22 protein-coding genes and 2 tRNA genes are annotated in these 22,121 nt (G+C 68.0%); 14 read left to right on the top strand and 10 right to left on the bottom strand.

From position 1 onward, the window contains the following. The first annotated feature begins 2 nt into the window (after window positions 1–2). The 10 genes from AZG88_RS46335 (at window position 3) to AZG88_RS46290 (ending at window position 8,834) form a co-directional block, all read left to right on the top strand. The gene (locus AZG88_RS46335) at window positions 3–377 is read left to right on the top strand and encodes a DUF742 domain-containing protein (RefSeq protein WP_005249095.1); all 375 of its coding nucleotides are present in this window, start codon (window positions 3–5) and stop codon (window positions 375–377) included. Window positions 378–390: 13 nt separating this feature from the next. After that, window positions 391–942: a GTP-binding protein gene (locus tag AZG88_RS46330; protein WP_005249094.1), complete on the top strand. Its 552-nt coding sequence runs from the start codon at window positions 391–393 to the stop codon at window positions 940–942. An 11-nt stretch (window positions 943–953) separates the two neighbouring features. After that, window positions 954–1,796 carry an MHYT domain-containing protein gene (locus AZG88_RS46325; protein ID WP_061044801.1) on the top strand — a complete coding sequence of 281 codons (843 nt, stop codon included), beginning with the start codon at window positions 954–956 and terminating at the stop codon, window positions 1,794–1,796. A gap of 151 nt (window positions 1,797–1,947) precedes the next feature. After that, a complete protein-coding gene (gyrA, locus tag AZG88_RS46320) occupies window positions 1,948–4,470 on the top strand; it encodes a DNA gyrase subunit A (RefSeq protein ID WP_061044802.1) in 2,523 nt (840 codons plus the stop codon). Beyond that, window positions 4,470–5,876 (top strand): DUF3566 domain-containing protein, encoded by a 1,407-nt coding sequence (locus tag AZG88_RS46315; RefSeq protein WP_231914443.1) that lies wholly within the window; start codon window positions 4,470–4,472, stop codon window positions 5,874–5,876. Before gyrA ends, AZG88_RS46315 begins: the two co-directional genes overlap by 1 nt. Window positions 5,877–6,007: 131 nt before the next feature. Further along, a tRNA-Ile gene (locus AZG88_RS46310) sits at window positions 6,008–6,081 on the top strand. A gap of 120 nt (window positions 6,082–6,201) precedes the next feature. Next, window positions 6,202–6,274 (top strand) — tRNA-Ala (locus tag AZG88_RS46305). Between the two features lie 94 nt (window positions 6,275–6,368). Further along, window positions 6,369–7,202 (top strand): siderophore-interacting protein, encoded by an 834-nt coding sequence (locus AZG88_RS46300; RefSeq protein ID WP_061044803.1) that lies wholly within the window; start codon window positions 6,369–6,371, stop codon window positions 7,200–7,202. A 19-nt stretch (window positions 7,203–7,221) separates the two neighbouring features. Continuing rightward, entirely contained in the window at window positions 7,222–7,812 is a 591-nt protein-coding gene (locus AZG88_RS46295; protein WP_061044804.1) for a chorismate mutase, read from the top strand. A gap of 50 nt (window positions 7,813–7,862) precedes the next feature. After that, a complete protein-coding gene (locus AZG88_RS46290) occupies window positions 7,863–8,834 on the top strand; it encodes a helix-turn-helix domain-containing protein (protein ID WP_005249088.1) in 972 nt (323 codons plus the stop codon). Here the strand turns inward: AZG88_RS46290 and AZG88_RS46285 are convergent. Then, entirely contained in the window at window positions 8,824–9,288 is a 465-nt protein-coding gene (locus AZG88_RS46285; protein ID WP_005249087.1) for a hypothetical protein, read from the bottom strand. The genes AZG88_RS46290 and AZG88_RS46285 overlap by 11 nt on opposite strands. A 161-nt stretch (window positions 9,289–9,449) precedes the next feature. Then, on the bottom strand, window positions 9,450–10,010 hold the full coding sequence (locus AZG88_RS46280) for a hypothetical protein (RefSeq protein WP_005249086.1): 561 nt from the start codon (window positions 10,008–10,010) through the stop codon (window positions 9,450–9,452). Window positions 10,011–10,110: 100 nt separating this feature from the next. Between AZG88_RS46280 and AZG88_RS46275 the strand changes: the two genes are divergently transcribed. Both AZG88_RS46275 and AZG88_RS46270 read left to right on the top strand, forming a co-directional pair. Next, on the top strand, window positions 10,111–10,638 hold the full coding sequence (locus AZG88_RS46275) for a peptidylprolyl isomerase (protein WP_025431550.1): 528 nt from the start codon (window positions 10,111–10,113) through the stop codon (window positions 10,636–10,638). A 13-nt stretch (window positions 10,639–10,651) separates the two neighbouring features. Beyond that, the gene (locus AZG88_RS46270; RefSeq protein ID WP_061701401.1) at window positions 10,652–11,569 is read left to right on the top strand and encodes a rhomboid family intramembrane serine protease; all 918 of its coding nucleotides are present in this window, start codon (window positions 10,652–10,654) and stop codon (window positions 11,567–11,569) included. On the opposite strand, the gene AZG88_RS46265 is transcribed toward AZG88_RS46270, so the two are convergent. Beyond that, window positions 11,563–12,021, bottom strand: a complete 459-nt coding sequence (locus AZG88_RS46265; protein WP_005249083.1) for a PH domain-containing protein — start codon at window positions 12,019–12,021, stop codon at window positions 11,563–11,565. The two genes, AZG88_RS46270 and AZG88_RS46265, sit on opposite strands and share 7 nt — an antisense overlap. Before the next feature lie 67 nt (window positions 12,022–12,088). Next, window positions 12,089–12,352: a cell division protein CrgA gene (gene crgA / locus AZG88_RS46260; RefSeq protein ID WP_005249082.1), complete on the bottom strand. Its 264-nt coding sequence runs from the start codon at window positions 12,350–12,352 to the stop codon at window positions 12,089–12,091. Between the two features lie 119 nt (window positions 12,353–12,471). Here crgA and AZG88_RS46255 point away from each other — a divergent pair, with 119 nt between their 5' ends. Then, entirely contained in the window at window positions 12,472–13,173 is a 702-nt protein-coding gene (locus AZG88_RS46255) for a DUF881 domain-containing protein (protein ID WP_061701400.1), read from the top strand. Window positions 13,174–13,227: 54 nt separating this feature from the next. Continuing rightward, on the top strand, window positions 13,228–13,881 hold the full coding sequence (locus AZG88_RS46250) for an aminodeoxychorismate/anthranilate synthase component II (RefSeq protein ID WP_005263451.1): 654 nt from the start codon (window positions 13,228–13,230) through the stop codon (window positions 13,879–13,881). Between the two features lie 60 nt (window positions 13,882–13,941). On the opposite strand, the gene pknB is transcribed toward AZG88_RS46250, so the two are convergent. The 6 genes from pknB to AZG88_RS46220 are packed head-to-tail and all read right to left on the bottom strand — an operon-like array spanning window position 13,942 to window position 22,117. After that, complete coding sequence (pknB, locus tag AZG88_RS46245) at window positions 13,942–15,861, bottom strand: Stk1 family PASTA domain-containing Ser/Thr kinase (protein ID WP_005249079.1); 1,920 nt, start codon at window positions 15,859–15,861, stop codon at window positions 13,942–13,944. Further along, window positions 15,858–17,243: a protein kinase domain-containing protein gene (locus tag AZG88_RS46240; protein ID WP_025431551.1), complete on the bottom strand. Its 1,386-nt coding sequence runs from the start codon at window positions 17,241–17,243 to the stop codon at window positions 15,858–15,860. Before AZG88_RS46240 ends, pknB begins: the two co-directional genes overlap by 4 nt. A 2-nt stretch (window positions 17,244–17,245) precedes the next feature. Then, complete coding sequence (locus tag AZG88_RS46235; protein WP_061044806.1) at window positions 17,246–18,733, bottom strand: penicillin-binding transpeptidase domain-containing protein; 1,488 nt, start codon at window positions 18,731–18,733, stop codon at window positions 17,246–17,248. Then, window positions 18,730–20,184, bottom strand: a complete 1,455-nt coding sequence (locus AZG88_RS46230; RefSeq protein WP_005249076.1) for an FtsW/RodA/SpoVE family cell cycle protein — start codon at window positions 20,182–20,184, stop codon at window positions 18,730–18,732. Before AZG88_RS46230 ends, AZG88_RS46235 begins: the two co-directional genes overlap by 4 nt. After that, on the bottom strand, window positions 20,184–21,656 hold the full coding sequence (locus tag AZG88_RS46225; protein ID WP_061701399.1) for a PP2C family protein-serine/threonine phosphatase: 1,473 nt from the start codon (window positions 21,654–21,656) through the stop codon (window positions 20,184–20,186). The genes AZG88_RS46230 and AZG88_RS46225 overlap by 1 nt, the downstream gene beginning before the upstream one ends. Beyond that, window positions 21,653–22,117 (bottom strand): FHA domain-containing protein FhaB/FipA, encoded by a 465-nt coding sequence (locus AZG88_RS46220; protein WP_005249074.1) that lies wholly within the window; start codon window positions 22,115–22,117, stop codon window positions 21,653–21,655. The genes AZG88_RS46225 and AZG88_RS46220 overlap by 4 nt, the downstream gene beginning before the upstream one ends. Window positions 22,118–22,121 lie beyond the last annotated feature (4 nt).

Raw genomic sequence — 22,121 nt, 5'->3', positions numbered from 1 at the left:
CCATGCCCATGAACGACCACCACTCGGAGCAGCCGGGCCCGAACATCGTGCGCCCGTACTCGCTGACGTCGGGCCGGACCCGGCCTGCGGTCGAGCTCGCACTCGAAGCGTTGATTCAGGCACTGCCGCAGTCGGTGGACCGGCAGTGGGAACTCGACGACGTCAACGCCGCGATCGTCGCGTTGTGTCAGCAGTCGCCTTCGGTCGCCGAGATCGCCGCCCGGGTGGGCGTACCCCTCGGAGTGGCACGCGTCCTGGTCGCCGACCTGGTCGAGGCCGGTCATCTGCAGATCCTGGCCACCCTGAAGGAAGACTCGACCGACTCCGAACGTCGTGAACTCATCGAAAGGGTCCTCAGTGGACTTCGCGAAATCTGATCCCCGCAATCGGGTGACCTCGACCAAGATCGTGATCGCCGGCGGGTTCGGCGTCGGCAAGACCACGCTGGTCGGGGCTGTCTCCGAGATCGTCCCGCTGCGCACCGAGGCGCTCGTGACCAACGCCAGCGACGGCGTCGACAACCTGGCTGCGACACCGCAGAAGGGCACGACCACCGTCGCCATGGACTTCGGTCGCATCAGCCTGGCCGACGACCTGGTGCTGTACCTGTTCGGTACCCCCGGTCAGCACCGGTTCTGGTTCATGTGGGACGACCTGATCCGCGGTGCGATCGGTGCGATCGTCCTGATCGACACCCGCCGGCTGGACGAGAGTTTCGCGGCCGTCGACTTCTTCGAGGCCCGGCAACTGCCGTTCCTCGTCGCGATCAACGAATTCGACGACGCCCCGCGGTACCCGATCGAGGACATCCGTGCGGCGCTCGCGATCTCCGAGGACGTGCCGATCATCCCGATCGACGCGCGTGACCGGGAATCGGCGAAACGCGCCCTGGTCGCGATCACCGAATACGCACTGACCAAGCTCCACACTGCCGCGTACTGAGGATTCGAAACATGTCGGACGACTTGCAGCACTTCTCCATGGGCACGTGGATCGTCGCCCTCGCCGCGGTCACGGCGTTCATCGGCGTCTTCGTCGGGATCGCCAGCGCCCGCAAAGCGGTGACCGCGCCGAACCCGAGGCAACGGTACCTCTGGCTGGCCTGGGGTGCGCTGTCCATCGGCGGCATCGGCGCCTGGCTGCCGCACTACATCGCGATGGTCGGGTTCGAGGTCTACGGCAGCGTGGTGCGCTACGACGTCCTGTGGATCGCGGTTTCTTTCGTGGTGCCCGTCGCGGCCGCCGCGGTGGCGTTGCTGATCATCAGCCCGCCGCCGACGAAACACCGGCGGCCGAGCGCGTCGGTGGAGATCGGCCGCCTCGCCGGCGGTGCGGTGCTCCTCGGCGTCGGCCTCACCGGAATGGACCTCGCGATCGTCGCCTCCCTCGAGATCCAGGGTTCGGTGGAATCCGACATCCTGCTGACGGCAGCGTCGGCCGTGATCGGCCTGGTCGTCGGCGTCGGAATCATGTGGTCGATCTCGGCCCTCGAATCCCGCACGCTGCGACTCGTGGCGTCGGTGGTCGTGGCGGCCGGACTGGTGGCCATGCACTACACCGGCGTGTTCGGGCTGAGCGTCACCGTCGACCAGGCCGTGGCGCGCCCGGACGGACTCGAGGTGTTCTCGATCCTGTTCCCCGTCTTCGTGCTGGGCATGCTCGTGGTCACGATCCCGATCACCGCCCTGCTGATGGCGCCCGACCGCGTCGCCGCCGAGCTCGAACTCGAGGCCGACATGCTCGCCGCCGAATCCCTCGCCGCCGAAACCCAGGGCCGGGAGCTCGAACTCCAGTAGATCGGACGACTCCTGCGGCACCGATTCACGAGTGCACCCGAGTCCTTCACCCTCACAGCTGACCTGCACCTATAGACTCGGGTGGTTGCGCGACGTCGTGCAGGACCGCGAGTCCGCGAGGAGACGTCAAGCCGAGTAGAAGAAGGAGCTCATGACTGACACAACGTTGCCGCCGGAGGGACCGGGGCACGACCGCATCGAGCCCGTCGACATTCAGCAGGAGATGCAGAGCAGCTACATCGATTACGCGATGAGCGTGATCGTGGGTCGTGCGCTGCCCGACGTGCGAGACGGCCTCAAGCCGGTGCACCGCCGCGTTCTGTACGCGATGTACGACAACGGTTACCGGCCCGATCGCGGTTATGTGAAGTCTGCGCGACCGGTCGCCGAGACGATGGGTAACTACCACCCCCACGGCGACGCCTCGATCTACGACACGCTCGTCCGCATGGCCCAGCCGTGGTCGCTGCGGTACCCGCTCGTCGACGGCCAGGGCAACTTCGGTTCCCGCGGCAACGACGGCGCCGCCGCGATGCGATACACCGAGTGCCGCCTCACTCCGCTGGCCATGGAAATGCTGCGTGAGATCGACCACGAGACGGTCGATTTCACCCCGAACTACGACGGTCGTACACAGGAACCGTCAGTTCTCCCCAGCCGTATCCCCAACCTGTTGATCAATGGTTCCGGCGGCATCGCCGTCGGTATGGCCACCAACATCCCGCCGCACAACCTGCGTGAGGTCGCCGAGGCCATCTACTGGGCGCTCGAGAACTGGGAAGCCGACGAGGAATCCACCCTCACCGCGGTCATGGAACGCGTGAAGGGACCCGACTTCCCGACGCACGGCCTGATAGTCGGCGGCCAGGGCATCCACGACGCCTACACCACCGGACGCGGTTCGGTCCGCATGCGCGGTGTGGTGGAGATCGAGGAGGACGCCAAGGGACGCACCACGATCGTCATCACCGAACTGCCGTACCAGGTGAACCCGGACAACCTGATCACGTCGATCGCCGAGCAGGTGCGCGACGCAAAGATCGCCGGCATCTCCGACATCCACGACGAGTCCTCGGACCGCGCGGGTATGCGCATCGTCGTCACCGTCAAGCGTGACGCGGTCGCGAAGGTCGTGCTCAACAACCTGTACAAGCACACCCAGCTGCAGACCAGCTTCGGCTGCAACATGCTGTCCATCGTCGACGGCGTGCCGCGCACCCTGCGGCTCGACCAGATGATCCGGCTCTACGTCGCCCACCAGGTCGAGGTCATCCGCAGGCGCACCGAGTACCTGCTCCGCAAGGCCGAGGAACGCGCTCACATCCTGCGCGGACTGGTGAAAGCGCTCGACGCCCTCGACGAGGTCATCGCGCTGATCCGGGCGTCGCAGACCGTCGACATCGCGCGGGCCGGCCTGATCGAGCTGCTCACCGTCGACGAGATCCAGGCCGACGCGATCCTCGCGATGCAGCTGCGCCGCCTCGCCGCCCTCGAGCGTCAGAAGATCATCGACGAACTCGCCGAGATCGAGCGGGAGATCGCCGACCTCAAGGACATCCTCGAGAAGCCCGAGCGTCAGCGTCGGATCGTCCGCGACGAGCTCCAGGAGATCGTCGACAAGCACGGCGACGACCGCCGGACCCGCATCATCGCGGCCGACGGTGACGTGGCCGACGAGGATCTGATCGCCCGCGAGGACGTCGTCGTCACGATCACCGAGACCGGCTACGCCAAGCGCACCAAGACCGACCTGTACCGCTCGCAGAAGCGCGGCGGCAAGGGTGTGCAGGGTGCCGGGCTGAAGCAGGACGACATCGTCTCGCACTTCTTCGTCAGCTCCACGCACGACTGGCTGCTGTTCTTCACCACGAAGGGCCGCGTGTACCGGGCCAAGGCATACGAGCTGCCGGAGGCGAGCCGCACGGCTCGCGGACAGCACGTGGCCAACCTGCTCGCGTTCCAGCCCGACGAGCGCATCCAGAGCGTCATCCAGATCAAGACGTACGAGGACGCCCCCTACCTGGTTCTCGCCACCCGCAACGGTCTGGTGAAGAAGTCCAAGCTCACCGACTTCGACTCGAACCGCAGCGGCGGCATCGTGGCCATCAACCTGCGCGGCGAGGACGAACTGGTCGGCGCGGTCCTCTGCTCCTCCGACGACGACCTGCTGCTCGTCTCCGCGCAGGGACAGTCGATCCGCTTCTCCGCCACCGACGAGGCGCTGCGTCCGATGGGCCGCGCCACGTCCGGTGTCCAGGGCATGCGATTCAACGGCGACGACGAACTGCTGTCGCTGAACGTGGTGCGTGAAGGCACCTATCTGCTGGTGGCGACGTCGGGTGGCTACTCGAAGCGCACCGGCATGGAGGACTACCCGGTCCAGGGACGCGGCGGAAAGGGTGTACTCACGATCCAGTACGACCGGAAACGTGGCACCCTGGTCGGAGCGCTCATCGTGAACGACGACGACGAGCTCTACGCGATCACGTCGGGCGGTGGCGTCATCCGCACCGCCGCCAAGCAGGTCCGCAAGGCCGGTCGGCAGACCAAGGGGGTTCGTTTGATGAACCTCGGGGAAGGCGACACCCTGCTCGCGATCGCGCGCAATGCCGACGAACCGGACGAACCCGACGACAACGCCGAGAGCAGCGGCAAAGGAGCTAAGGAGTCCTAGTGAGCACTCCCAACCAGCCAGGCAGTGACCGGCAGAACCCGGGTTCCGCCAATCAGGCGCCATCCGAGCAGCAGGCCTCCCGCACTCCCCAGAACGGGTCGGCGCGACCGAACCCGCAGCAGGGTTCCGCGCCGCAGGGGCCGCAGGCGTCAGCCGGTCGTGGCCCCGCTCAGGCGGGGCCGGCTGCCCGGCCGGGTGGTGCTCCCGACGGGCGACCGGATCGGCAGGCTCCGGCCGATCCGGCCCGGTCGCCGTCGACGCCCCAGCATCAGGGTCCGCGCACGCAGACCCCGCAGGGCAGGCCCGTGCCGCCGTCGCAGCAGGGTCACGCTCAAAATCAGCAGGCTCCCGGGCATCAGGGCCCGCCGCAGCAGGCGTCCGGCAACCGGGCTCCCACGGGCGGTGCTCCCACCGAGTCCATCCGGGGAAATCAGGCTCCGCCGTGGCAGCGAGGAATGCAGCGTGAGCCGCAGACCAACCTGAAGCGTCCCGTGCAGGGCGGGGCCGGTGCCAAGCAGGCCTCGCGCCCGGAGGGTCAGCCGAACCCGGCCAACGGCTCGGCAACAGCGGCTGCGGCGGGTGCCGCGGCAGCGAAGGCTCCCGCCGGCCAGGACGTCCAGAAGGCGCAGACCACGCCGACCCAGAAGACGCAGCAGCCCCAGGCGCAGGGTCAGCGACCTCAGGGCGCGCAGAACGCGGGTGCTCCCACCCAAGCGGTGCCCACCCAGAAGGCGCCCGCACAGAACCCGTCGGCGCCGGCGAAGGGTCAGCCCGCGCCCAAGCAGGGGCCCGATCGCACACCGTCCTCGACCGCTGCCACGGCAGCGGTCGGTGCGGTGTCCGGTGCAGCCGCGGCCGGTGCCGTGACTCAGCGGGAGGCCGCGAAGGCCAAGGCGTCCGCGATCGACGGACCCACCCGGCACATCAACCGGGACGTACTCCCCAAGGACATGCCGGATCTGTCCGAGGCCAAGCACCCCTTGCCCGGGGCGGCGGCCACGGGTCAGCAGCCGAAGATCGCCGTGGCCCCGCAGCGGGTCGAGGAGGGCGAGGCTCTCCGGGCGACGGTGCAGGTCCGCAAGATCGATCCGTGGTCGACGCTGAAGATCTCGTCCGTCATTTCGGTGTCGCTGTTCTTCGTGTGGATGGTGGCCGTCGGTCTGCTGTACGTCGTCCTGGACGGGATGGGCGTGTGGGACCGGCTGAACAACGCGTTCACGGATATCGTCGCGGAGTCGAGCTCTGACGGGCTCGTGACGGCCGGGCAGGTCTTCGGATACGCCGCCGTCATCGGTCTCGCGAACATGGTGTTGTTCACCGCATTGGCGACGATCGGAGCCTTCATCTACAACCTGTGTTCCGACCTCGTCGGGGGCGTCGAAGTGACGCTCGCCGACCGGGACTGAACGCGGAAAACGACGAGGGCTGAGCTGGGAAAAGAGCGTCTCGCCGGACCGGTTTTGGTAGTTGCCGGTCCGGTGGGGTAATCTTCCGACTCGGTTCAGGGAACTGCGCAAGATGAGTTTCCAGACTTCAGGGGCCTATAGCTCAGGCGGTTAGAGCGCTTCGCTGATAACGAAGAGGTCGGAGGTTCAAGTCCTCCTAGGCCCACTCCTGGTGCCGGTGAAAGGTCATTCGCATGAAGGTCCTCCTGTTTGTGGGAGCCGGAGTGCTGGTGGCGATCGGATTGTCCAAGTTGCTCCGCGGCAACGAGGTGTGGCACGAGGTAACGGGGCCTTAGCTCAGTTGGTAGAGCGCTGCCTTTGCAAGGCAGATGTCAGGAGTTCGAATCTCCTAGGCTCCACAAGTACAAATACAGAAGCAGCGTGCCCCGGATTCGGAAGAGTTCGGGGCACGCTGCTGTGCGGACCGGAGTTGGGTGAGGTTACCCTTACTTCATGACTGCACTCGATCCCGGATCCCGTGACCGCCTCGACCCGCGCAGCCGCGTCGCATCCCACCACCGGACCGGTGAGGGAACCGCACGAATCGGTTACCCGATCGGAGTCCGCACGGTCACGGTCCGCGCACGCGAGTACGTCACACCCCGCATGGTGCGTCTGACGATCGGAGGCCCCGGACTCGACGGCTTCCACACCTATCAGGCCGACGATCACGTCAAGGTCGTGTTCCCCGATCCGGACGGCACCCGCCGTGTCCCGGTGGTGAACGACGCGATGATGCTCGACTGGCCGCGACCGCTCCCCACCACGCGGAAGTACACCGTCCGCCGCTACGACGCCGACGCCGGCGAACTCGACCTCGACTTCGTGCTGCACGAAGGTGGGCTCGCGTCCTCCTGGGCGACGACGGTCGCGATCGGCGACGAGGTGACCATCGCCGGACCGCCCGGCGCGAAGGCATTCGCCCACAACTTCGACCACTACGTCTTCGCGGTCGATTCCACCGCTCTTCCGGCGGTCGCGCGGTGGCTCGACGAGTCCCCGGCAAACGTCTCGGCGCACGTCGTGATCGAGACCGACGACGACGTCGAGCACGGCTACCCGCTGGCCGTGCGCGAGAACGTGGACGTGACGTGGCTCGTTCGCGACGGCAGCGAGTCCGTCCTGGCGTCGACGGTGCAGTCGCTCGATCTGCCCGACGGCCGCTCCTTCCTGTTCGCGGCCGGCGAGGCGAATGACATCAAGCCTCTGCGCGCGTGGAGTCGGGACCGGATGGATTCGCTGTTCACCGGCTACTGGAAACGCGGAGTCGCCGGGCTGGACGACTGACCGGCCCTACACTCGCACCATGACCACGGTCCGGCCAGCACTCGCCCGCCGCGCGGCCGTCGCCGCGGTGATGCTCGGGATGCTGACGGCAGGCGGTACCGCGCCCGCGAGCGCGCAGACCCGACCACTGGAACCGATCGCCCGGGCGGTCTCGCTGCGCCTCGCCACGGCCGACGCGGTGGCGGCAGCCAAGTGGGGCACCCCGTCACCGATCGACGATCCCGCGCGCGAGGCGCAGGTCCTGGGTGCGGTCGCCACGCAGGCGGACGACGAGGGCCTGAGTGCGGGGCGGGTTCAGCAGATCTTCCGCGACCAGATCGAGGCCAACAAGGAGGTGCAGCGGGCCCTCTTCGCCTGGTGGAGCGTTGCGCCGGGTGCGGCGCCGACGGTCCGGCCCGACCTGACGCAGGTCCGTCCGGTGATCGACCGCCAGAACTCGGACATACTCCTGCAACTGCGCGAACAGGAGGCCGTGCTCGCCGGTCCGGGTTGCGTGCCCGCTCTCGTCGACGCCACGGTCGCGGTGGCGGCCGAACAACGCCTCGACCCGCTGCATCAGGCCACGCTGGCGCGTGCGCTCGTGTCGATCTGTGGGCCGGTCCGCGAATGACTGGCCGTTTCGACATGGTCCGACAAGATGTCGCCACTTAGACTGGGGTCATGATCTCCAAGGTCGCGACGCTCCTCCTCGATCGTGTCTCGATGTTCGAGTTCGGGGTGGTCTGTGAAGTGTTCGGAATCGACCGCACCGAACACGGGGTTCCGCCGTTCGACTTCCGGATCTGCGGGATCCGTCCCGGCGAACCGCTCGCGTCGATCACGCCGGGACTGACGCTGTCCGCCGACTACGGGCTGGACTCCCTGCGCGACGCAGATCTCGTCGTCGTCCCGCCGCCGGGGGCGCAGTCCGACTTCCCGGTGGAGGCGCTCGACGCGGTGCGTGCGGCCGCGAATGCCGGTGCCATCGTCCTCAGCCTGTGCTCGGGCGTATTCCTGCTCGGCGAGGCGGGACTGCTGGACGGGCGCAAGTGCACCACCCACTGGGAGTACGTCGACGAACTGGCCACCCGGTTCCCGACGGCGACCGTCGACCCCGACGTCCTGTTCGTAGACGAGGGCAACCTCGTCACCAGTGCGGGTACCGCGGCCGGCATCGACGCCTGCCTGCACGTGGTACGCCGGGAGCTCGGTTCCACCGTCGCCAACACGATCGCCCGCAGGATGGTCGTGCCGCCGCAACGCGACGGGGGACAGCGGCAGTTCATCGAGCAGCCGGTGGTCGCGTGCACGTCGGACAGCCTGAGCGAGACCATGGCGTGGATGAGCGAAAATCTCGAGCTGCCGCACACGGTCGACGAGCTCGCCGCCCGCTCGTCCATGTCGACGCGCACCTTCGCACGCAAGTTCGCGGCCGAGACGGGCACCACCCCCGTGAAGTGGCTGACGACGCAGCGGGTCCTCTATGCGCAGCAGCTACTCGAGGGCACCGACCTCGGTCTCGAGGCGATCTCGAGACGCAGCGGATTCGGGTCCGGTGCGCTCCTGCGTCACCATTTCAACCGAGTGGTCGGCGTCGCACCGGCCGACTATCGGCGCCGGTTCGGCTGCAACGCGGCCGAACTCACGCAATGAACGTGCCGATGGCCGGGTTCGCCTGGCAGATCGGGCTGCTGCCGAAATTGATCGATCCGAACGCCGTCGCCACCACGTTCCCGACGCCGGTGTTCACCGTCGCGGACAGGAAGGGGTAGACACCGCCGAGGTTCACGATCCCCGACCGTCCGCTGTCGGTGTTGACCCAGGCCACGGTGACCTGCGCGGCTGCCGGGATCGGTGGTGCGGCGGGCCGTGACTCGAAGCGGATGTCGCCGTCGGCGATGGGCGGTGACGCCTCCGGCCCGGACTGTCCGGTGAGCGCCGTCAACGACATCAGGCTGCCCTGGTTCGGACATCCGATGGTCAGAGCCGGTCCGCCGAAGGGGTGGGGTGGATCGGCGCCGGCGGGGCCGGCCGTCAGCACAGCCGCGGTGGCGGCGATCGGAAACGTGACGGCGGCGATGCGGTGGACGATACGTCTGGCGGTCATGTCTGCTCCTCGGAACGGATCCTCGCGCTGGTGCGCATCTGCCTGCGGGATACCCCTGGTACAAGCCGTGAAACGAAAGGATTCGCTGATGCCGGAGGCCGTGCCTTCCGATCGTTCAGCCGCCCGGCTGGACGCCGGGCGACACCGAGCGAGCGCGCGCCCTACTGGCCCGGGAGTGACGGGTCAGTTGCGGTGAGGGGCTTCGTCGCCGTGGGCGGCGTGGGTTCCTGCGTGTTCGCGCTGTCGAGGTCGCGCAGGTTCGGGGGAGCGGACGCGACCCGCGGCTGCTCGCGGCGGCGGCTCTTGAAGAACACCGCGCCCCCGGCCACAGCGGCACCCACGAGGACGACGATCGCGATGCGACGGCCCTTCCGCGACTTCTTCTCCTCGACCGGCGCCACGGCCGAGGTCAAGGGACGAACGACATCCTGGGCGACCTTCTTCACCGGCACGGTCCGGGCGCGTTCGTAGCCCTTCTTGGCCAGCGAGGCCCCCTGACGGCCGAGGAACAGACTGAGCTGGCCGGCGCCGCGAGCCGTGGCGAGTGCCGCCGAGCGTGCGTAGCGCCGCGCCTGATCGACAGCCTCGGATTCCTTGACGCGGGAAGCTGAATCCTCGACGTGGGCCAGAGCGGTCTCGACTCGTTCGGAGACCTGCTCCTGCAGGGTCTCGGCGCGTTCGGTCGGAAGCAGATTCGTGAGGGACTCCGTCGCTCGTGTCATGTCCCCACTTTGTCACAAGAACCGGGAGCACGAACCGATCCGAAGTACTCGAGTCACCGCGGCGGAACCACACGGAACCCCACAATGGCAACATGGTGGTGTGACTTCACCTCATCAGACCGCAACCGCAACGCTGCACACCAACCGCGGCGACATCAAGATCGCGCTGTTCGGCAACCATGCGCCCAAGACCGTCGAGAACTTCGTCGGCCTGGCCGACGGTTCGAAGGACTACAGCACCGCCAACGCCGGTGGCACCGACTCCGGACCGTTCTACGACGGCGCCGTCTTCCACCGCGTCATCGACGGATTCATGATCCAGGGCGGCGACCCCACGGGTACCGGCGCCGGTGGCCCGGGCTACAAGTTCGGCGACGAGTTCCACCCGGAACTGCAGTTCGACCGCGCGTACATCCTGGCCATGGCGAACGCAGGCCCGGGAACCAACGGTTCGCAGTTCTTCATCACCACCGGCCCGACGCCGCACCTCAACCGTCGCCACACCATCTTCGGTGAGGTCGTCGACGAGGAGTCGAAGAAGGTCGTCGACGCCATCTCGACCACCGCCACGGATCGCGCGGACCGTCCGCTCGAGCCGGTCGTGATCAACAGCGTCACCATCGCGTAGGGATTCGCAGCACATGACCAACCCCGGCTGGGGCGGTGCCGCGAACGAGGGCACTCCGCCCCAGCCGCGGTGCGTCCGCCACCCCGATCGTCCCACTGCACTGTCGTGCAATCGGTGCGGTCGTCCCGCGTGCCCCGAATGCCTGCGCGAAGCAGCCGTCGGCTACCAGTGTGTCGACTGTGTGGCCGCCGGGCAGCGTGATGTCCGTCAGGTTCGCAACGTCGCCGGCGCCGTGACCACGCAGCGTGCGGTGCCGCTCGTGACGTACATCCTGATGGCCGTGAACGTCGGCATCTTCCTGATCACCGCGGCGCAGTCCCGCAGCATCATGCAGAACCAGGCGGGATCGAAGCTCTTCGCGGACTGGGCGCTGTTCCCACCCGCTGTCGTGGACGGGCAGATCGTCCGCGTGCTCGGCAGCGGATTCCTCCACTTCGGCATCATTCACCTGGCCGTCAACATGTTCGCGTTGTGGGTGATCGGCCGCGACACCGAACTGGTGCTCGGGCGTGCCCGCTACGCCTGCGTGTACTTCGTGTCCCTGCTCGGCGGTTCCGCCGCAGTGATGCTGTTCCAGCTCGGCGCGGTCACCGCGGGTGCGTCGGGCGCCGTCTTCGGACTGATGGGCGCTCAGGCCGTCATCCTCCTGCGGCTGCGACGCAGCCCCGCACCGGTGATCTCGGTGATCGCCGTCAACGTGATCATCAGCATCACGATCCCCGGCATCTCACTGTGGGGACATCTCGGCGGCCTGGTCGCCGGAGCCGCGGCCACCGCGGGAATCCTCTACGGACCCCAGCTGCTGGGTGCCGGGAACAACCGGGAGAAGGCAATCACCATCGGCTGGATCTGCCTCGGCGTCGTGGTGCTGGTGCCACTGGCCGTCATCGCGGTCCGCACCCTGCAGCTCCGCGCGAGCTTCGGCTACTGACCCCGGCCCACCAGACGATGCACCGCGAGGGCATCGAACACGTCCTCCGGATTGGTGCCGAGATCCCAGCGGCCGAAAATCAGGAGGCGTTCGGTGCCGTCCTCGGTGCGAACGTCGATCTCGAGCATCGGCACCCGGCGACCCAGCCGGGGATAGCGCACGAGCCGCGCGCGGTCGATCTCCGAGCGGGCATACCCGTGGCGGCCTCTCAGCCGGTTCACCACGATCCCGCCGCCCTCCTTGTCGACGGCGAGACGCGGGCGTTGCCGGAGAGCCGACGCGGCGGTCAGCAGCAGCCCGAGGGCGGCGACGCACACGAGAACACGGCCCGCCGGCTCGGTCGACACGGCAAGTCCCGCGACCCCCAAAGCGACTCCGCCCGCAGCGAGCGCGATCACCGCGCCGAGGGGCGTCGACCACTCCAACGGCGCCTCGTCAGCAGACATCAGCACTCGACCTGCGGCTATCCACAGGGGTTGTCCACATTGGGGATGAATGACATCGGTGTAATTGTGATCGTCAACGCCAGCGCATCGTCATGATCAGACCGACCACCATGAAACCGAATCCGATGAGGAAGTTGTAGGCACCCAGGTTGTTCATCCACTCGAGCTGGTCGGCGGCCAGGTAGTAGACGAGCAGCCACACCAGCCCGACCAGCATGAACCCGAGCATCACCGAGACGTACAGGGTGCTCGAGGGGCCTGCCTTCACCTTCACCGGGGTGCGGCTCGCAGGATTGATCGTGTAATCGGTCTTCTTTCGGACCTTCGACTTCGGCATGACGTCCTCGTTCGTGCGGCTCTACGGGAATGTGGGCAGGTAGATTCGGAAATACCTGCGTGTGTACACGCTAACGTAGCCGCGATTCGCGCGGCGAGGACGAGGGGACGGAAACACCGGTGACCAGGTCGATCTTCTGGCGGATCGCGGTGCTGGTGGTGTGTCTCGTGGCCGGTCTGCTGGTGGCCACCACCCGTCAGGTGTCGCACGGCAACGAAATCCGCGCCGGCGATTCCACCCGACTGTCCGACCTCGTGCGCAACGCACAGTCCGAGACCGATCAGGTGGCCGACACCCGCGACCAGCTGGCGGCGCAAGTCGAATCGTTGCAGCAGGAGGCCGCGGCCTCCGACAGTGGCGTCGCGCAGGCGCTCACCGACACCAAGGCACTCGCCACGGACGCCGGACTCACCCCGATGACCGGGCCCGGAGTCACCGTCACGCTCACCGACGCCCCCCGCGACGCGGACGGCAAGTACCCCGTCGACGCGTCGCCGGACGATCTCGTCGTCCACCAGCAGGACGTCCAGAGCGTGCTGAACGCGCTGTGGGTGGGTGGCGCCGAGGCGATCAGCATGCAGGACCAGCGGATCGTGAACACGTCGGCGCCGCGCTGCATCGGCAACACTCTGTTGCTGCACGGCCGCACCTATAGCCCGCCGTATGTGATGTCGGCGATCGGGGACCCCGCGCGACTGGAGGCGGCGCTCGCGAACGAGCCCGGAATCCGGGTGTTCAAGCAGTACGCGTCGCGGTTCGGCCTCGGCTATTCGGAGGCGGCGTCCGGCCAACTCACCGTGCCCGGTTACGCGGGGCACTGACCTGAACGGTCCCCGGCCGTGCAGAGCACGAGGCGGGCAGAATACCCTGCTTCCATGAGGATTCTCGTCGTCGACAACTACGACAGCTTCGTGTTCAACCTGGTCCAGTACCTCGGACAGCTGGGAACACGGGCCGTGGTCTGGCGCAACGACGATCCGAACCTCACCGGGCCCGACGCCGTCGCGGCGGCAGCGGCCGAGTTCGACGGCATTCTGCTGAGCCCCGGCCCCGGCACACCGCAGCGGGCAGGCGCGACGATGGACCTGGTCACGGCATGCGCCGCGGCCGAGACACCGCTTCTCGGGGTGTGCCTCGGACACCAGGCTATCGGGGCCGCGTTCGGCGCCACCGTCGACCGGGCACCCGAACTCCTGCACGGCAAGACCAGCGTCGTCCACCACACCGGTGAGGGCGTTCTCGCCGGTCTGCCCGACCCGTTCACGGCCACGCGCTACCACTCTCTGACCGTCCTGGAAGACACCATCCCGGACGAACTCGAGGTCACCGCCCACACCGACAGCGGCATCGTCATGGCGATGCGGCACCGGGAACTGCCGATCCACGGCGTCCAGTTCCACCCGGAGTCCGTGCTCACGGAGGGCGGGCACCGCATGCTCGCCAACTGGCTCACGGTCTGCGGCGAAGCCCCGAAGGAATCCCTCGTCGCCACCCTCGAGACCGAGGTCGCGCAAGCGCTGGGCGCGTAGCGCCTGTGAGTGGTGGACGAGTCCTGAGACTCCTCAACCACTCACAGGCGGCGGAGCCGCCTACCGCGGGATGCCCAGCGCGCCGACACCGACCGAGACGACACCGTTCTTGGTGATCTCCGATCCCGGCGGCTGTTCCTGGCTGATGATCTTGCCGACCATCTCTGGGTCCAGGGTGGACGTCTGCGTCTGATTGATCGAACTCGACGACCCGCTCCAGCCGGCGCTGCGCAGCTCGGCGAGCGCCTGCGACACCGTCTTGCCCGTCAGGTCCGGCATCTCGATGTTGTTGCCGTTCGACACCCGGATCTGGATCGTGTCGCCCTTGGCGGCGGTGGAGCCGCCGACGGGGTCGGTGGAGACGACCTGTCCCTTCGGCACACCGGAATCGATATTCTGGATCTGCACCTTGAAGCCGGCGCCCTCGATGTTCGCCTGCGCGACCTCGACCTTCTGGCCGGTCACGTCGGGAATGCGGATCTGCTCCGGCCCGGTGCCCAGCGTGACGGCGACCTCGGAATCGAGGGAGATGCTCGCCCCCGAGGACGGGTTCTGCTCGATCACCTTGTCGATGTCGGACACGTCCGACGGTGCGCGGGCGACGGCGGTGTCGAGTCGCAGACCCACCGCGTTCAGCTCTTGCTGCGCTTCCTGCTGGGTGAGGCCGGCGAGCCGCGGGACCTTCACCTGTTCGGGGCCCGACGACACCTCGAGGGTGATCGTGCTGCCCTCGTCCACCTGCACCCCGCCGACGGGCCGGGTGGTGATGACGTTGCCGGTCGCCACGACGGCGTCCGGTTTCTGCTGCCGGGCGACGCGGAAACCGAGGTTCTGCAGTGTCGTCTCGGCGTCGTCCGCGGCCTGGTTCGTGACGTCCGGCATGGTCACCTGATCGGCCTTCGAACCCGGTCCCACGGACCAGAGGAACGCGCCGACGATGCCGACGACGATGAGGGCGCCCAGCGCCATCAACGCCACCCGCATCGGGTTCTTCTTCTTGTCGGGCTCGCCGCCGTCCGTCTTCGACGCGGTGGCCGGGGTGGGTGACTGCGGACGCCGGTAGTTCCCCGCGCCGGAGTCGACGGCACCGAGGATCGTGGTGCGGTCCTCGTCGCTCATCACCATCGGCGCGCTGGGGCGTTGCCCGCCGAGCACCCGGACCAGGTCGCTGCGCATGTCCGCGGCGGTCTGGTAGCGGTTGGCGGGGTTCTTGCTCATCGCCTTGAGGATCACCGAGTCGAGCTCACGCGGAATGTCCGGGTTGACCACGGACGGTGTCTGCGGGTCCTCCCGCACGTGCTGGTACGCGACCGCGACCGGGGAGTCACCCTTGAACGGGGGTTCTCCGGTGAGGATCTCGAACAGCACGCACCCGAGCGAGTACACGTCCGAGCGGGCGTCGACCTGCTCGCCGCGGGCCTGCTCGGGCGACAGGTACTGGGCGGTGCCGATGACGGCAGCGGTCTGCGTCATGGGGCTGGACGCGTCGGAGATCGCTCGCGCGATGCCGAAGTCCATCACCTTCACCGCGCCGGCACGGTTGATCATCACGTTGGCGGGCTTCACGTCGCGGTGGACGATGCCGTTGCGGTGGCTGAAGTCGAGCGCCGCGCACACGTCGGAGATGACCTCCATCGCGCGGCGGGGCGCCATCGGGCCCTCGCTGCGCACGATGTCCCGCAACGTGTCGCCGTCGACGTACTCCATCACGATGTACGGCAGCGGTCCCGCGTCGGTTTCCGCCTCGCCGGTGTCGTAGACGGCCACGATCGCCGGATGATTCAGCGCCGCGGCGTTCTGCGCCTCGCGGCGGAACCGGAGGTAGAACGTGGGGTCGCGGGCGAGGTCGGCGCGCAGGACCTTGATCGCGACGTCACGGCTGAGCCGGACGTCGCGGGCGAGGTGGACCTCGGACATGCCACCGAAGCCGAGAATCTCACCCAGCTCGTAGCGTGAGGAGAGGTTGCGCGGTGTCGTCATGGCAGTCCTTGTGGGGTCGGAGTAGTTGACTCCTCCGACGTGGTCGTCGTGGTCGTCGTCGTGGGTGCAGTGGTGGTCGTGGTGGTGGTAGTCGTCGTCGGCTCTGTCGTCGTCGTGGTCGGCGGCTGGGTGGTGGTCGTCGTGTACGGCTGGGTGGTGGTCGTCGTGTACGGCGGCTCGGTGGTGGTCGTCGGTTCCTCGGTCGTGGTGGTGGTCGTCGGCCGCGGTGTCGTCGTGATCGTCCTCAGCGAGGATGTAATCGCCGGCGACGTCGGTTCCTTCGTGTCACCACCGTCGAACAGGACGAGCGCGAGCGCGATGATCGCCGCCAGCACGAGCAGACCACCCGCACCCCAGGCCACGGCCTTCTGGCCGCTGGTCAGCCCGCCCTTCTTGCCGTTACCGTTCGAGTCGTCCGGTGGCACCTGCCCCGTGACCGGTCCCGCGTACGCGGTCTGCGAGGGCGGCATCATCTGGGTTGCACCGGTCATCGGCGGGGGCAGCACCCGCCCCGACCCGGTACCCGACATGCCGGGCGGCGGGGGACGCCTGCCTGCCCGGACCGCCGCGACCGCGTCGGCGAACTCTCCGCCACTGGCGTAGCGGGTGCTCGGATCCTTCGTGATCGTGATGTCGATGAGTTCGCGGATGTTCGGCGGCAGGTCGCTCGGCAACGGTGCCGGTGCCTCCTGCACGTGCTTCATCGCGACGGTGATCGCGCCGTCGCCGACGAACGGGCGACGTCCCGACAGCGCCTCGTAGCCGACGATGCCGAGAGAGTACACGTCGCTCGCCGCGGTCGCGTCCTGCCCGAGCGCCTGCTCGGGGGCGATGTACTGCGCGGTGCCCATCACCATGCCGGTGCGCGTGACCGGCGAGTTCTCCACGGCCTTCGCGATGCCGAAGTCGGTGATCTTCACCTGGCCGGTGGGGGTGATCAGGATGTTGCCCGGTTTCACGTCGCGGTGCACGACTCCGGCATCGTGCGCCACCTGCAGCGCCCGGCCGGTCTGCTCGAGCATGTCCAGTGCGTGCGGCACCGCGAGGCGGCCCACCCGTGCCAGGACGGCGTTGAGCGGCTCACCGTTGACGAGTTCCATCACCAGGTAGGCGGTGGAATCGCCGGTGGCGTCGCGGACCTCGCCGTAGTCGTAGATTCCGGCGATGCCGGAATGGTTCAGCTGCGCGGTGGTGCGCGCCTCGAAGCGGAATCGTTCGACGAACTCCGGGTCGGACGAGAACTCGGACTTCAGCACCTTCACCGCGACACGACGGTTGAGCCGGTTGTCCGTCGCTTCCCAGACCTGTCCCATTCCGCCCGTGGCGATGAGCCGGATCAGACGGTATCGATTGGCGATCAGCGCGCCGTTGTTCAGTGCCACAATCAGCCCCCTTGTAGTCCGGCTGCGATGACGGCACGGCCGATAGGTGCAGCCACCGAGCCGCCGGTTGCGGCCAGTGCACGATCTCCGCCGTCCTCGACGATGACCGCGATGGCCACGGTCGGGTTCTGGGCGGGTGCGAATCCGATGTACCAGGCGTGGGGCGGGGTGTTCCGAGGGTCGGTCCCGTGCTCGGCGGTGCCCGTCTTGGACGCGATCTGGACGCCCGGGATCTTGCCTTCGCCGCTGGTGTTGTTCTCGGAACCGATCATCAGGTCGGTCAGGGTGGCCGCCACCTGGGACGACATCGCCTGGCCTTCGGACACCGGGTTGGTGGTCGCGAGGTTGGAGAGATCCGGCCCCTGCAGTTCGGACACCAGCTGCGGTTGCATCCGCATGCCACCGTTGGCGACGGTAGCCGCGATCATCGCGTTCTGCAGCGGAGTGAGTGCGACGTCCCGCTGGCCGATGCTGCTCTGGCCGAGTGCGGCGTCGTCGGGGATCGATCCGATCGTGCTGTCCGCGACGGGGAACGGGACGCCGGGCATCTGCCCACCGATGCCGAGCGCGCTGGACTCGTCGCTGACGGCGTCGGTGCCGGTCTTCACACCGAGTTCGACGAACGCCGTGTTGCAGGACCGCGCGAACGCCTCACGCAACGACGCGGTGGGTGCGCCGCCACACGTGGAGCCGTTGTAGTTCTCGAGCGTCGTCGACGTGCCGGGAAGGGTGATCTGCGGGGCCGCGGTGAGCTGGGTGTCGGGGGTGGTTCCGGCGGCGAGCGCGGCGGCGGTCACCACCACCTTGAACGTGGAACCGGGCGGGTACGTCTGCGACACCGCACGGTTGATCAGCGGCTTCTCCGGGTCGGCGTTCAGGGCTTCCCACGCCTGGGTGGTTTCGGTGCCGTCGTGGCTGGCGAGCGAGTTGGGGTCGTAGCTGGGGGTGCTGACCATCGTGAGGATGCGTCCGGTGCTCGGCTCGATCGCCACGACCGAACCGGTGTAGCCCTTCGCCGTCAGCTCGTCGTACGCCACCTGCTGCATGACCGGGTTGATGGTGGTCACCACGTTGCCGCCGCGGGGGTCGCGCCCGGACACGAGGTCGAAGAAGCGTCGTCCGAACAGCCGGTTGTCGGAACCGTTGAGGACCGGGTCCTCGGTCCGCTCGAGACCGGTGCTGCCGTACTGCATCGAGTAGAACCCGGTGACCGGTGCGTTGGCCAGCGGGCTGGACGGTGCCGCCGGGTTGGGCGGGTAGGTGCGCAGGTACTTGTAGCGGTCGTCGGTCGGGACGGACGCCGCGAGCACCTGGCCGGCCGCCGAGATCTGGCCGCGCTGGCGCGAGTACTCGTCGAGCAGCACGCGCGAGTTCCGCGGATCGGCCCGCAGGTTGTCCGCCTTGATGACCTGGACGTAGGTGGCGTTGGCGAGGAGGGCGACCACCATCACCATGACGGCGATCGCGACGCGACGCAGAGGTGTGTTCATGAGCGCGGCACCATCTCGGTCGGGGCGTCGGCGATGGGTGCGGGGCCCTTCTTCTTCGGGACGGCCGGCTCACGGGCGGCGTCGGAGATCTTGATCAGGATCGCGAGGAGGAGATAGTTGGCGAGCAGCGACGACCCACCGTACGACATGAACGGCGTTGTCAGGCCGGTGAGCGGGATCAGCTTGGTGACTCCGCCGACCACCACGAACACCTGCACCGCGATCGTGAACGACAGACCGGCCGCGAGCAGCTTGCCGAAACTGTCCCGGACGGCCAGCGCGGTGCGCAGACCGCGGATGACCAGGATCAGGAACAGCATCAGGACGGCGGCGAGACCGATGAGACCGAGCTCCTCACCGATCGTGGCGACGATGAAGTCGGTCTTCGCGAACGGGACCTGGGCGGGTCGTCCGCTGCCGAGCCCCGTTCCGGCGACGCCGCCCGTGGCGAGCCCGAACAGCGATTGCGAGATCTGGTAGCCGGTGTTGTTGTAGTCGGCCAGCGGGTCGAGCCAGGTGCTGACGCGGACCCGGACGTGGCCGAACAGCTGGTAGGCGAAGAAGAAGCCGATTCCGAGCAGTCCGGCGCCGATGAGCAGCCATCCGACGCGCTCGGTGGCGATGTACAGCATCACGAGCACGGTGCTGAACAGCAGCAGCGACGTGCCGAGGTCCTTCTCCAGTACGAGCACGCCCACCGACACCATCCACGCGAGGAGGATGGGTCCGAGGTCGCGGGCGCGGGGGAGGTCGATGCCGAACACGTGCTTGCCTGCGGTGGTGAACAGGTCGCGCTTCGCGACCAGCACCGACGCGAAGAAGATGATCAGGAGGATCTTCGCGAACTCGCCGGGCTGAATGCTGAAGCCGGGGAGGCGGATCCAGATCTTCGCACCGTTCACCTCGGAGAAGCTGGACGGCAGGATCGCCGGAATGGCGAGGAACACCAGTCCGGCCAGGCCCAGCGTGTAGCTGTAGCGGGCCAGGAGGCGGTAGTCCTTGAGCAGCACCAGCACGGCCACGAAACCGGCGATCGCCAGCGTCGTCCACAGCACCTGCTGGTTGGCGTCCGGCGACGGCACGGGCAACCCGAAGTAGGCGGCGGACTGTGCGTCGGCGAGGTCGAGTCGGTGGATCAGCACCAGTCCGAGGCCGTTGAGCAGCGCGACGATCGGCAGGATCAGCGGGTCGGCGTACGGCGCGAACCGGCGCACCGCGAGATGCGCGATCAGGAACAGCGCCGAATAGGCGGCGGCGTACTTGGCGAGGTCCCAGGTGATGCTCTGTTCCTGGCTGGCCTCGACCAGCACCAGCGAGATCGTCGTGATCAGGATCGCGAAACCGATCAGGATCAGCTCGGTGCCCCGACGCGTCGACTGGACGGGGGCTGGCGCGAACCCGCCGGGGGGACTGGGAAACTGCGCCCCCGGTGATGCACTTGCGACCGACATCAGCTAGCCGTCCTGCAGTTCTGACCGGGGATCTGGGTCACGGTCGGCGCCGGGGTGGCGGTCGGAGTCGGGGGTGTGGTCGGCCCCGGAGCGGGCGGTACCTCGGCCGGGGGAACAGGTGCAGGCGCGGGCGGCGGCGTGGTCTCCGGGACGGGAGCCGGCGTCGGTGCCGGAGTGGTCGTCGTGGTGGTGGTGGACGACTCCGACTCGCAGACCGGAAGCAGATCGTTCTGGGCAAGCCGCGTCATCTGGTTGCGGACGTCGTCGAGCTTGCCCGAGGGCAGCCCGGCACGCACCTGCTCGCGGGCGGACGGCTGGAGGTCGTCGACCTCGAGGATGGTGCACCCCTTCGGTGATTCGGTCGGCGACATCAACGTCAGCTCGCCGGCATCGCTGACACAGCCGACGAGATTCGCTTCCTGCAGCGAGTAACCCAGCACCGAGCCGGGAACTCCGCGCAGCACCGTGACGCGTTCGCCGTCGGCGCCGACGTAGTAGTTGTCGCGGACCAGAGCCCGCCCCACGAAGGCAGCGACGGCGACCACGACGATCAGACCGAGCGCGAGTGCAGCCCACCACATGCGGTGACGCTTCTTCTTCGTCGGCGGTTCCTCGACCTGCGGGACGACTCGCTTCGGGGTGGCCCGCGGCGGACGCATCGCGGCGGCACGCCCGGCGGCCGTGTTGGGCGGCGGTGTGTCCTCTTCGTCGTCGGCGGAGGCGGCACCGGCGACGATGGGGTGGCTCTGCCCGTAGTCGAGGTCGATGACATCCGCGACGACGACCGTCACGTTGTCCGGGCCGCCGCTGCGCAGGGCGAGTTCGATGAGCCGGTCGGCGCACTCGTCCTGCGAGCCCTCCCGCATCGTGTTCTCGATCGTCTCGTCGCTGACCACGTCCGACAGTCCGTCGGAGCACAGCAGGTAACGGTCGCCTGCGCGCGCCTCGCGGACCGTCAGCGTCGGCTCGATCTCGTTGCCGGTGAGGGCACGCATGATGAGCGACCGCTGCGGGTGGGTATGAGCCTGCTCGGCGGTGATCCGTCCCTCGTCGACGAGGGACTGCACGAACGTGTCGTCCCGGGTGATCTGCGCGAGCGAATCGTCGCGGAGCAGGTAGGCGCGGGAGTCACCGATGTGGACCAGCCCGAGCTTGTTGCCGGAGAACAGGATTGCGGTGAGGGTGGTGCCCATGCCGTCGAGTTCGGGGTCCTCCTCGACGTGGTCGGCGATGGAGTCGTTGCCCTCCCGGGTGGCGGCCTCGAGCTTGCCGAGAAGGTCTTCGCCGGGCTCGTCGTCGTCGAGATGCGCGAGGGCCGCGATCATCAACTGCGACGCGACCTCACCGGCCGCGTGCCCGCCCATGCCGTCCGCGAGCGCCAGCAGGCGGGCCCCGGCGTACACGGAATCTTCGTTGTTGGAACGGACAAGGCCACGGTCGCTGCGGGCGGCATAGCGGAGTACGAGGGTCACGGGCGCAACTCGATTACCGTTTTGCCGACCCGTACGGGGGTACCGAGCGGCACGCGGACAGATGTGGTGACCTTGGCGCGATCCAGATACGTGCCGTTGGTCGAGCCGAGGTCTTCGACGTACCAGTCGGCGCCTCGCGGGGAGAGCCGAGCGTGGCGGGTGGAGGCGTAGTCATCGGTGAGAACGAGGGTGGAGTCGTCGGCCCGGCCGATGAGGACGGGCTGGGTGCCGAGGGTGATGCGCGTGCCGGCGAGGCCGCCCTGCGTCACCACCAGATACTTGGCCGTCTTGGTCTTCCCCAGCGATGGCAGCACATTGCCGCTGCGCGAATATCGGGGCGGCACACGGACGCCGGAGCCGGCGTAGATGTCGCCGCGCAACGCCCGCAGAACGGTCCAGACGAACAGCCACAGCAGGAGCAGGAACCCTGCTCGTGTGAGTTGCAGAATCAAACCTTGCACGGCA

The sequence above is a fragment of the Rhodococcus sp. LB1 genome (genome assembly GCF_001583455.1).
GTDB lineage: Bacteria > Actinomycetota > Actinomycetes > Mycobacteriales > Mycobacteriaceae > Rhodococcus_F > Rhodococcus_F opacus.
This window is presented reverse-complemented; position numbering and strand designations above follow the sequence as displayed.

Coding starts and splice junctions, on each gene's coding strand:
- gyrA (WP_061044802.1), top strand. CDS start 1,948: ATGACTGACACAACGTTGCCGCCGGAGGGACCGGGGCACGACCGCATC.
- AZG88_RS46335 (WP_005249095.1), top strand. CDS start 3: ATGCCCATGAACGACCACCACTCGGAGCAGCCGGGCCCGAACATCGTG.
- AZG88_RS46295 (WP_061044804.1), top strand. CDS start 7,222: ATGACCACGGTCCGGCCAGCACTCGCCCGCCGCGCGGCCGTCGCCGCG.
- AZG88_RS46230 (WP_005249076.1), bottom strand. CDS start 20,184: ATGTCGGTCGCAAGTGCATCACCGGGGGCGCAGTTTCCCAGTCCCCCC.
- AZG88_RS46250 (WP_005263451.1), top strand. CDS start 13,228: ATGAGGATTCTCGTCGTCGACAACTACGACAGCTTCGTGTTCAACCTG.
- AZG88_RS46325 (WP_061044801.1), top strand. CDS start 954: ATGTCGGACGACTTGCAGCACTTCTCCATGGGCACGTGGATCGTCGCC.
- pknB (WP_005249079.1), bottom strand. CDS start 15,861: ATGACGACACCGCGCAACCTCTCCTCACGCTACGAGCTGGGTGAGATT.
- AZG88_RS46300 (WP_061044803.1), top strand. CDS start 6,369: ATGACTGCACTCGATCCCGGATCCCGTGACCGCCTCGACCCGCGCAGC.
- AZG88_RS46270 (WP_061701401.1), top strand. CDS start 10,652: ATGACCAACCCCGGCTGGGGCGGTGCCGCGAACGAGGGCACTCCGCCC.
- AZG88_RS46280 (WP_005249086.1), bottom strand. CDS start 10,010: ATGACACGAGCGACGGAGTCCCTCACGAATCTGCTTCCGACCGAACGC.
- crgA (WP_005249082.1), bottom strand. CDS start 12,352: ATGCCGAAGTCGAAGGTCCGAAAGAAGACCGATTACACGATCAATCCT.
- AZG88_RS46235 (WP_061044806.1), bottom strand. CDS start 18,733: ATGAACACACCTCTGCGTCGCGTCGCGATCGCCGTCATGGTGATGGTG.
- AZG88_RS46285 (WP_005249087.1), bottom strand. CDS start 9,288: ATGACCGCCAGACGTATCGTCCACCGCATCGCCGCCGTCACGTTTCCG.
- AZG88_RS46290 (WP_005249088.1), top strand. CDS start 7,863: ATGATCTCCAAGGTCGCGACGCTCCTCCTCGATCGTGTCTCGATGTTC.